Source organism: Streptomyces niphimycinicus (assembly GCF_018883605.1).
GTDB lineage: Bacteria > Actinomycetota > Actinomycetes > Streptomycetales > Streptomycetaceae > Streptomyces > Streptomyces niphimycinicus.
Genome location: NZ_JAHLEM010000033.1, coordinates 1 through 9,009, shown reverse-complemented (window position 1 = coordinate 9,009; position 9,009 = coordinate 1). Strand labels below are relative to the sequence as shown.

The 9,009-nt window shown below is 73.2% G+C and carries 9 protein-coding genes and 1 pseudogene; 7 read left to right on the top strand and 3 right to left on the bottom strand.

From position 1 onward, the window contains the following. Window positions 1–51 precede the first annotated feature (51 nt). Complete coding sequence (locus KN815_RS04145) at window positions 52–1,707, bottom strand: FAD-binding dehydrogenase (RefSeq protein ID WP_216340278.1); 1,656 nt, start codon at window positions 1,705–1,707, stop codon at window positions 52–54. Between the two features lie 274 nt (window positions 1,708–1,981). Here KN815_RS04145 and KN815_RS04140 point away from each other — a divergent pair, with 274 nt between their 5' ends. From KN815_RS04140 to KN815_RS04125, 4 genes are all read left to right on the top strand, one after another. Then, window positions 1,982–2,704 (top strand): hypothetical protein, encoded by a 723-nt coding sequence (locus KN815_RS04140; RefSeq protein ID WP_216340275.1) that lies wholly within the window; start codon window positions 1,982–1,984, stop codon window positions 2,702–2,704. Between the two features lie 29 nt (window positions 2,705–2,733). Then, window positions 2,734–3,270, top strand: coding sequence for an NUDIX domain-containing protein (locus KN815_RS04135; RefSeq protein WP_216340273.1), 537 nt, complete (start codon window positions 2,734–2,736; stop codon window positions 3,268–3,270). 92 nt (window positions 3,271–3,362) lie between these two features. Then, window positions 3,363–3,743, top strand: coding sequence for a YidH family protein (locus tag KN815_RS04130; protein ID WP_216340280.1), 381 nt, complete (start codon window positions 3,363–3,365; stop codon window positions 3,741–3,743). An 18-nt stretch (window positions 3,744–3,761) separates the two neighbouring features. After that, complete coding sequence (locus tag KN815_RS04125) at window positions 3,762–4,100, top strand: DUF202 domain-containing protein (protein ID WP_216340271.1); 339 nt, start codon at window positions 3,762–3,764, stop codon at window positions 4,098–4,100. Between the two features lie 449 nt (window positions 4,101–4,549). On the opposite strand, the gene KN815_RS04120 is transcribed toward KN815_RS04125, so the two are convergent. Together KN815_RS04120 and KN815_RS49980 are read right to left on the bottom strand one after the other, a co-directional pair. Beyond that, entirely contained in the window at window positions 4,550–5,476 is a 927-nt protein-coding gene (locus KN815_RS04120; protein WP_216340269.1) for an NADP-dependent oxidoreductase, read from the bottom strand. A 433-nt stretch (window positions 5,477–5,909) separates the two neighbouring features. Then, window positions 5,910–6,164 carry an NAD(P)-binding domain-containing protein gene (locus KN815_RS49980; RefSeq protein WP_253208745.1) on the bottom strand — a complete coding sequence of 85 codons (255 nt, stop codon included), beginning with the start codon at window positions 6,162–6,164 and terminating at the stop codon, window positions 5,910–5,912. 80 nt (window positions 6,165–6,244) lie between these two features. On the opposite strand from KN815_RS49980, the pseudogene KN815_RS49975 reads away from it, so the two are divergent. The 3 genes and pseudogenes from KN815_RS49975 to KN815_RS04105 form a co-directional block, all read left to right on the top strand. Beyond that, window positions 6,245–6,568: pseudogene (locus KN815_RS49975) on the top strand (winged helix-turn-helix transcriptional regulator); the annotation flags it as partial. 165 nt (window positions 6,569–6,733) lie between these two features. Next, window positions 6,734–7,756, top strand: a complete 1,023-nt coding sequence (locus KN815_RS04110) for a phosphotransferase family protein (protein ID WP_253208746.1) — start codon at window positions 6,734–6,736, stop codon at window positions 7,754–7,756. A gap of 7 nt (window positions 7,757–7,763) precedes the next feature. Beyond that, complete coding sequence (locus KN815_RS04105) at window positions 7,764–8,978, top strand: acyl-CoA dehydrogenase family protein (RefSeq protein WP_216340265.1); 1,215 nt, start codon at window positions 7,764–7,766, stop codon at window positions 8,976–8,978. The last annotated feature ends 31 nt before the right edge of the window (window positions 8,979–9,009 follow it).

Genomic DNA, 9,009 nt, shown 5'->3' with positions numbered 1-9,009 from the left:
TCAGACTTCGGTAAGACTCCGGGAGCCGAGCCCGTCGGCCGCGCCCCGGGGCTACCCCACCGCCTTGGCCGCCGCCCGCCCCGCCGTACGGCCCGAGAAGAGGCAGCCGCCCAGGAAGGTGCCCTCCAGGGAGCGGTAGCCGTGCACTCCCCCGCCGCCGAAGCCCGCCGCCTCCCCGGCCGCGTAGACGCCGGGCAGCGGTTCGCCGCCCTCGGTCAGGACGCGGGAGGAGAGGTCCGTCTCCAGGCCGCCGAGCGTCTTACGGGTGAGGATGTTCAGGCGCACGGCGATCAGCGGACCCGCCTCGGGATCGAGGATGCGATGCGGGGCGGCGGTGCGGATCAGCCGGTCGGCCACATATTTGCGGGTGCCGCGCAGGGCGGTGACCTGGAGGTCCTTGGTGTAGGGGTTGGCGATCTCGCGGTCGCGGGCGACGATCTCCCGCCGCAGCCCCTCCTCGTCGATGAGCGGCTCCTTGGTGAGCTCGTTCATCCGCCGGACCAGCGCCGTCAGCGACCGCTCCACGATGAAGTCCGCGCCGTGGTCCATGAACGCCTGGACCGGGCCCGGGGTCCCGGCCCGGGCGCGGCCGATCACATCGCGGACGCTCTTGCCGGTGAGGTCCGGGTTCTGCTCGGAGCCGGAGAGCGCGAACTCCTTCTCGATGATCTTCCGGGTGAGCACGAACCAGGTGTAGTCGTAGCCGGTCCGCATGATGTGCTCGAGCGTGCCGAGGGTGTCGAAGCCGGGGAACAGCGGCACCGGCAACCGCTTGCCGCGCGCGTCGAACCACAGGGAGGACGGGCCGGGCAGGATGCGGATGCCGTGCCGGGGCCAGATCGGGTTCCAGTTCTCGATGCCCTCGGTGTAGTGCCACATCCGGTCGCGGTTGATGATGCGGCCGCCGGTCGCTTCGGTGATGCCGAGCATTGCGCCGTCCACATGGGCCGGAACCCCGGAGATCATCCGCTCGGGCGGGGAGCCCAGCCGCTCGGGCCAGTTGGCGCGGACCAGCTCGTGGTTGCCGCCGATCCCGCCGGAGGTGATGATCACGGCTTGGGCGCGCAGTTCGAAGGCCCCGGCGGCCTCGCGGCCGCTGGGGGCGCCGCGCTCGGCGTCGCTGGGCTCCAGGATGTCGCCGGTGACGGTGTCGACCGTGCCGGCGCTGCGGGACAGCCCCGTCACCCGGTGCCGGAAGCGCAGCTCGACCAGACCGCGGGCGGCCGCCGCCCGCACCCGCCGCTCGAAGGGGGCGACGACACCGGGGCCGGTGCCCCAGGTGATGTGGAAGCGGGGCACGGAGTTGCCGTGCCCGGTGGCGTCGTAGCCGCCGCGCTCGGCCCAGCCGACGAGCGGGAACAGCCGCAGCCCCTGGGCGTGCAGCCAGGACCGCTTCTCGCCCGCCGCGAAGTCCACGTACGCCTCGGCCCAGCGGCGCGGCCAGTGGTCCTCCTCGCGGTCGAACCCGGCCGTGCCCAGCCAGTCCTGCCAGGCGAGTTCATGGCTGTCGCGGATGCGCAGGCGGCGCTGCTCGGGCGAGTCGACGAGGAAGAGACCGCCGAAGGACCAGTGGGCCTGGCCGCCGAGCGACTGCTCGGGCTCCTGGTCGAGCAGGATCACCTTACGGCCGGCGTCGGCCAGTTCGGCGGTGGCGGCGAGGCCCGCGAGCCCCGCGCCGACCACGATCACGTCCGCGTCGTACGCCATGGTGTGGTGTCCGTTCTCGTGAGCCCGCCGACGCCCGCCGACGGCGTCATGACCGCGATCCTGCCTACCGCCCAGTACGTCGTCAACCCGGGGTGTGGGAGCGGTTTCCGGCCGCTTCCCGACCGCCAACTCCCCCCGCGAAACCTGGACGTAGAACAAAAGGTCACAATCGTTCACCGAGATTGGACACGGTTAGGCCAACCGTGCATCATCATCGACCATGGCTGACCGCTCCGTTGAGCATTCAGGGCCGACACCCGAGGTGGAACGTCGCGTGGTGAACCCGACGCTCGTCACCCCCGGCCCGCAGCCCCTCCAATCCGGACCGCCCGCGGACGAGGCACAGGTGCTCCGCGGTGAGGTGATCGGGCCCCGGCACGCCCGCCGCCGCCCCGCGGACAACCGCCGTAAGGCCGCCGCCGGGGCGATTCTGCTGTCCGCCACCGGCGCCGCCACCGCCCTCTTCATGCTCATGGGCAAGGACTCCCGTGAGGCGACGGCCGCCCCCGGCCACGACGCCTCGACGGCCGTCCCGGACGAGCCGGAGAGCCACGCCGTCCCGTACGCCGAGGCGGCGGTGGGCGACACCCCGCTGCGCGGTGCGCGCGCCGAGAAGCCCAAGCCGCAGCCGGCCGCCGCCCGGCCCGTGGCCCAGGCCCCGGCGGCCGACTCCATACCGGACAAGCCCCGGACCCCGTCGTCCGGCAAGGACCGCTCCACGCCGTCCTGGCCGGGCTGGTCCGACCGGGGGCCGGGAGAGTACGACGACTGGCAGGACGCGGTGGAGGCGTTCGACCGCTGGGCCGAGCAGCAGCAGGAGCGGCAGCGCGACGGGAACGGCGGCTCCGGGCCGTACACGCCGGGCCAGGGGCAGGGCGGCGGTTACGAGAACGGCTACGGGGGCGGGTACGGCGGCGGCTATGGCGGTGGAAACGGCTATGGCGGCGGCCATGGGGGGAACTACGGCGGCGGGTACGGCGGTGGCCACCGGCGCTGACCGCGCCCGCGATCTGCTTGTATGGCGGTATGCCTGATCATGAACCGCTTTCCGCCAACGAACTACTCGACATCGTGGACGAGCGGGACCGCGTGATGGGCCAGGCCCGACGCGGTGACGCCATGGCCCACCGGCTCCGGCACCGCTGCGTCTTCATCCTGGCCCGGGACGCCCAGGACCGCGTCTTCGTCCATCGCCGCACCGCCGAGAAGCTGGTCTTCCCCTCGCTCTACGACATGTTCGTCGGCGGGGTCGTCGGCGCCGGCGAGGGCTATGACGAGGCGGCGCTGCGCGAGGCGGAGGAGGAGCTGGGGGTGCGGGGGCTGCCCGCGCCCGTACCGCTGTTCTCGTTCCTCTACGAGACGCCCGAGCACACCTGGTGGAGCCGGGTCTACGAGGTGCGCTGCGAGCTGCCGGTCGATCCGCAGGCCGAGGAGATCGCCTGGCACGCCTTTCTCACCGAGGAGGAGCTGATGCGGCGGCTGCCCGAGTGGGAGTGGGTGCCGGACGGGCGGGAGGCGTACCGGCGGCTGATGGAGTGGCGCCGTGGGAGGGTCGAAGCGTGACCGAATCCTCCGGGCCCGGGCCTTCGGAGCCGACGCGGCCTTCGGAACCCGCGCGGCCCGCCGAGCCCCGTGGCGGCGGTCTCGCCTCGGCGGTGGCGGACGTACGGCTGTGGTTCGCGCCCGAGCGGCTGCGGGACGAGGGCGGCACCCCCGACTACCGCTTCTCACTCGCCAACGAACGGACCTTTCTCGCCTGGCTGCGCACCGCGATGGCGCTGGTGGGCGGCGGATTCGCGGTCGACCAGTTCCTCCCGGAGACGGCCCGGCCACTGCGGCTCGCGCTGGCGCTCATCCTGCTGGCGGGCGGCGCGCTCTGCGCCCTGCGGGCCATCAGCCACTGGGTGCGCTGCGAGCGGGCCATGCGGCGGGGCGAGGACCTGCCGATGTCCCGCTTCCCGGTGGTGCTGGGGCTCGCGGTCGGCGTGGTCGCACTGCTGATGGTGATCGTGGCCGCCTTCGGGTGGCGCGGTTGACCAGGGAGGTGTGAGGCGATGCCGGAGGGGAAAGGGACGCACGGACCACGGACGCTGGACCGGGACCCCGGGCTCCAGCCGGAGCGGACGCGGCTGGCCTGGCGGCGTACGACGCTGGCGTGCGCGGTGGCCGCCTCGCTCGCGGGCCGGCAGACCCTGCACAGCGGGATCGACCCGGCCTCGCTCGTGGTCCTGGCCCTGGTGGTGGTGGCCTGGCTGGCCTTCCTGGCGCTGGCCCACCGCCGCATCCGGGCCATGCGCATGCCACGTCCGCCCGCCCTGTCCCCGCGGGCGGCCGTGGCCGCGGTGGCCTGCACCCTCGCCCTGGCCGTCCTGGGAGCGGCCATGCTGGGCTGAGGCGCGCCTGAGTGCCGGCCCTCGCCCTCGCCCCTCGGCCGCGGGGATGGATCGCAGGTGGCCGGGGCAGGGGGCCGAGTGCGGGCTCGGGGCGCCTCCGGCGGCGAAGTTCCCCACCCCATCCCGCCCCGCCCCGCCCCTTCCCGAAACGAGGGGCTCCGCCCTTTGGCCCCCTCCGAGGCTCCGCCCCTTGGCCCCTTCCGAGGCTCCGCCCCGGACCCCGTAGAGCCGCGCCCCGCCCGCCACGCAGGCCCCAGGGCGCGCGCCCCTTGCCCCCGCCGGGCTCCGGCCTCGGGCCGGCGCAACCCCCGCAGGGTCCGAGAGGCCCAACCCCCGCGGGGTGCGAGAGGCGCAGCCTCTCTTGTTTCGGGAAGGGGCGGGGTGGGGGCTCCGCCCGCCGCAGGCGCCCGGCCCGCACCCGGCCGACGCGCCCCGTGTCCCCGGCCCGGTCAGTCCACCGCGATGGCGATCTTGCCCCTGGCGTGGCCCTCCATGCTGAGACGCTGCGCGTCCGCCGTCTTCTGGAGCGGGAAGACCGCGGCGACCTCGACGCCGAGGGCGCCGCGCTCGGCGAGGTCGGTGAGGTCCTGGAGGTCGTCGGGGTCGGGGCGGACGAAGACGTAGTGGCCGCCGAGGCCGAGGACGGCGGGGTCGGCGATGGAGGCCAGGCGGCCTTCGGGGACGAGGAGTTCGGCGGAGACGGCGAGCGCGTCACCGCCGACCGGGTCGAGCACGGCGTCCACCCCGTTCGGGGCGAGGGCGCGGACCCGCTCGGCGAGGCCCTCCCCGTAGGTGGTCGGCTCCGCGCCGAGCGCCCGCAGATACTCGTGGTTGCGCTCGCCCGCGGTGCCGATCACCCGGGCGCCCATATGCCGGGCCAACTGGACCGCCATCGAGCCGACCCCGCCCGCCGCCGCGTGGACCAGGACGGTGTCGCCCTCGCCGACCCTCAGCGCCCGCACCAGCGACTGGTAGGCCGTCAGGCCCGCCAGCGGGATGCCCGCGGCCTGGGTGAAGGAGAGGTTCCGCGGTTTGCGGGCGAGGGTGCGGATGGGCGCGGCCACGTACTCGGCACAGGTGCCCCGGGAGAGGAAGTCCTCCCGTACGTATCCGATCACCTCGTCGCCGGGCCGGAACTCCGTCACCGCGGGGCCGGGCCGCTCCACGACCCCGGAGACGTCCCAGCCGGGGATCACCGGGAAGACCGCGTCCAGGAACGGTTCGAGGTTTCCGGCCTGCGCCTTCCAGTCGACGGGGTTCACGCTGGCGGCCCTGACCCTGACCAGGACGGAGTCGGGGCCGACCTTCGGCTCCGGCCGCTCCCCGTACTCCAGGATCTCGGGGCCGCCGTAGCGGCGGTAGGTGATGGCCTTCATGGTGGCGCTCCTCGCGGCTCTCGCGTTCTGGCGGTTCCCGCAGCTCCTTGCGGCTCCTCGCGACTCTCACTTTCCCCTTTTCCCGCTCCTCCCCTTCGACGCTCCTGCTCCCCCACCGCCGGCGCAAATCCGCACCACCGCGGCCCCCGGCCCCCGGCGTCCAGCGGTACGCAGCCCATATCGCGGACCAGCGTGCGTACGGCCGCCAGGGCCTCCTCGTCGTCCCCGCACAGCGGGACCGCCAGTGGCCCGTCGGCGAAGACCGGCGGAGTCATCCGCCACACCGCGTCCGAGCAGTGGCAGAACGCCTTCACCACCCGTGCCCCCACGGCCAGCGCGGCGATCCGCTCGGCCATGCCCGGCCCGCCGTCGGTGGCGAGGGTGAAGCGCCCGGGGACGATCGCGTTGGTGCAGTCGATCAGCGCCCGGCCGCTCAGGTGCCCTCGGCCGCGCCCGCCGCCTCCAGGGCCGCCTCGACGCCCTCGTACGCCACCGCCAGCAGCGTCACATCGCCGAATCCGGCGGCCTCGCGCGGACTCCCCGCCCGCGCGCCGTAGCCGATCCGCGCGGCCAGCGCCGCCGCCTTCGGCCGCGAGCGGCCGCCGATCAACAGCTCGTGCCCCGCCCGCGCCCACTGGGTCCCCAGCGCGTCCGCCATCGTGCCCGTGCCCAGCACTCCGATCCGCATCGCGGCCCCCTCCTCGTTCTCGCCCGCCGATGGGATAAGGACACTAGGAAGTCCGTCGCACACCGCACGGTGTGCGACGAATGCGCCAGGACAGCGGACGGCAGGTCAGGAGGGCAGCAGTGAGTGAACCGGCGACGCCATCGCGGCCCCTCGCACCGGAGGGGTTCATCGCCGACTGCCGGGCGCGGCTGGGCTCCGATCTGCTGGCCCGCACCTGGACCGCCGTGGTGATCTTCGGGCTGCGGGAGGGGCCGCGCCGTCCCGGCGAGCTGCGCGAGGCGATCGGCGGCATCAGCCCGAAGGTGCTCAACGACACCCTGCGCCGCCTGGAGGACGACGGGCTGGTGGAGCGGCGCCGGTACGCGGAGGCGCCGCCCCGGGTCGAGTACGCGCTGACCCCGCTCGGCGAGACCCTGCTGGGGCCGGAACCCGTGCACCCGGCAACGGACACCCACTGGACTACATACCGACTGGTCGGCATCATAATGCGGAACGGTTCGCCCGCTCCCCCGACCGAGCGCGCTGTGAGCAGTACCGAGAAGGACCGAGGAAACCGAGGAAGAGGTTCGATGAACGCAGGCAATCCCCCAGGGCTCGACCTCGAGCGGCTCCGCGCCCACCTCGACCGCGAACGCGCGGGACTGGTGCGCGGGCCGCTGAGCGCCGAGCTGATCGAAGGCGGCCGTTCGAATCTCACCTACACCGTCACCGACGGCACCTCCCGCTTTGTCGTCCGCCGGCCGCCGCTGGGCCATGTGCTCGCCACCGCCCATGACATGGCGCGGGAACACCGGGTGATCAGCGCCCTGCACCCGACGGCCGTGCCGGTGCCGGAGCCGGTGCTGCTGTGCGAGGACGAGTCGGTGGTCGGATCGCCCTTCTACGTCATGGAGTTCGTCCAGGGCACCCCGTACCGCACCGCCGAGCAGCTCGCCGGTATCGGCCCGGAGCGCACCCGGGAGGTCGTCCTCTCCCTCGTCGACACGCTCGTGGCGCTGCACTCCGTGGACCCGGCCGAGGTCGGGCTCGGCGACTTCGGGCGCCCGGAGGGGTTCCTGGAGCGGCAGTTGCGCCGCTGGGGCAAGCAGCTCGCGGCCTCGCGCAGCCGTGAGCTGTCCGGGATCGACGAGTTGCACACCCGGCTCGCCAAGGCGCTGCCAACCTCTCCCACGCCCACCGTCGTCCACGGCGACTACCGCCTGGACAACGTCCTGGTGGACGCCGACGACCGGATCACGGCGATCCTCGACTGGGAGATGTCCACGCTCGGCGATCCGCTGACCGACCTCGGCCTGATCGTGATGTACAGCGGTCATCCGAATCTCGCCGACTCCCCCATCTCCTCCACCCAGGGCGCCCCCGGCCACCCCGCCACGGACGAGCTGATCCAGCGCTATGCCGAGGGTTCGGGGCGCGATGTGAGCAGCGTGTCCTGGTACACCGCCTTCGCCTACTTCAAGCTCGCGGTGATCCTCGAGGGCATCCACTACCGGTACACCCTCGGCCAGACCGTCGGCGCGGGCTTCGACCGCATCGGCGACATCGTCCCCGCCTTCATCGACCACGGTCTCACCACCCTCCAGGAGAGCTGATCCCATCATGGACTTCGCATTCGACGCCCGGACCGAAGAGCTGCGCGCCAAGCTGCTCGCCTTCATGGACGAGCATGTCCATCCGGCGGAGGCGGTCGCGGAGGAGCAGCGCGCGGCGCTGGACTCGCCGTGGCTGACCCCGGCGGTCGTCGGGGAGCTCAAGGCCGAGGCCCGCCGGCAGGGGCTGTGGAACCTCTTCCTGCCCGACGAGGAGTACGGCGCGGGGCTGACCAATCTCCAGTACGCCCCGCTCGCGGAGATCACCGGCCACAGCCCCCAGTTGGCCCCCACGGCCCTGAACTGCGCCGCCCCCGACACCGGCAACATGGAGGTGCTCGCCCAGTTCGGCGACGAGCGGCAGCGCAAGCGGTGGCTGGAGCCGCTGCTCGCGGGGGAGATCCGGTCGGCCTTCGCGATGACCGAGCCGGAGGTCGCCTCGTCCGACGCGACCAATATCGAGACCCGGATCGAGCGCGATGGCGACGACTACGTCATCACCGGGCGCAAGTGGTACATCTCCGGGGCGATGAACCCCGACTGCAAGATCTTCATCGTGATGGGCAAGACCGACCCGGAGGGCGCCGATGTGCGCCGTCAGCAGTCGATGGTGCTGGTGCCGCGCGACACCCCGGGCGTCGAGGTGCGGCGGGCGATGCGGGTGTACGGCTACGAGGACCACTACCACGGCGGCCACGCCGAGGTGGTCTTCGACCGGGCGCGGGTGCCGGTGAGCAATCTCATCGGCGAGGAGGGCGGCGGTTTCGCCATCGCCCAGGCCCGTCTCGGCCCCGGCCGGATCCACCACTGCATGCGGCTGATCGGCATGGCCGAGCGCGGTATCGAGCTGATGTGCCGGCGGGCGGTGGACCGTACGGCCTTCGGCAAGGCGCTCGCCCAGCAGGGCCAGGTCCATGAGTGGATCGCGGACGCGCGGGTGGCGGTCGAGCAGTTGCGGCTGCTGGTGCTGAAGACGGCCTGGCTGATGGACACGGTGGGCAACCGCGAGGCGCACACCGAGATCCAGGCCATCAAGATCGCGACACCGCGCACGGTGGTGGAGATCTTGGACCGGGCGGTGCAGTTGCATGGCGCGGGCGGGGTGAGCCAGGACTTCCCGCTGGCCGAGCTGTGGGCGGCGGCCCGCACGCTGCGGTTGGCCGACGGGCCGGATGAGGTGCATCAACGGTCTTTGGCGCGGCGTGAGTTGAAGCGGTACGTGTAGCTGAGGCGGTGCGGGTGGGGGCGGGGCGGGG

Bases quoted from the DNA above. Each gene is read 5' to 3' on its own strand.
- KN815_RS04120 (WP_216340269.1), bottom strand. From the start codon at position 5,476: ATGAAGGCCATCACCTACCGCCGCTACGGCGGCCCCGAGATCCTGGAG.
- KN815_RS04105 (WP_216340265.1), top strand. From the start codon at position 7,764: ATGGACTTCGCATTCGACGCCCGGACCGAAGAGCTGCGCGCCAAGCTG.
- KN815_RS04125 (WP_216340271.1), top strand. From the start codon at position 3,762: ATGCCGGAGGGGAAAGGGACGCACGGACCACGGACGCTGGACCGGGAC.
- KN815_RS04110 (WP_253208746.1), top strand. From the start codon at position 6,734: ATGAACGCAGGCAATCCCCCAGGGCTCGACCTCGAGCGGCTCCGCGCC.
- KN815_RS49980 (WP_253208745.1), bottom strand. From the start codon at position 6,164: ATGCGGATCGGAGTGCTGGGCACGGGCACGATGGCGGACGCGCTGGGG.
- KN815_RS04135 (WP_216340273.1), top strand. From the start codon at position 2,734: ATGCCTGATCATGAACCGCTTTCCGCCAACGAACTACTCGACATCGTG.
- KN815_RS04145 (WP_216340278.1), bottom strand. From the start codon at position 1,707: ATGGCGTACGACGCGGACGTGATCGTGGTCGGCGCGGGGCTCGCGGGC.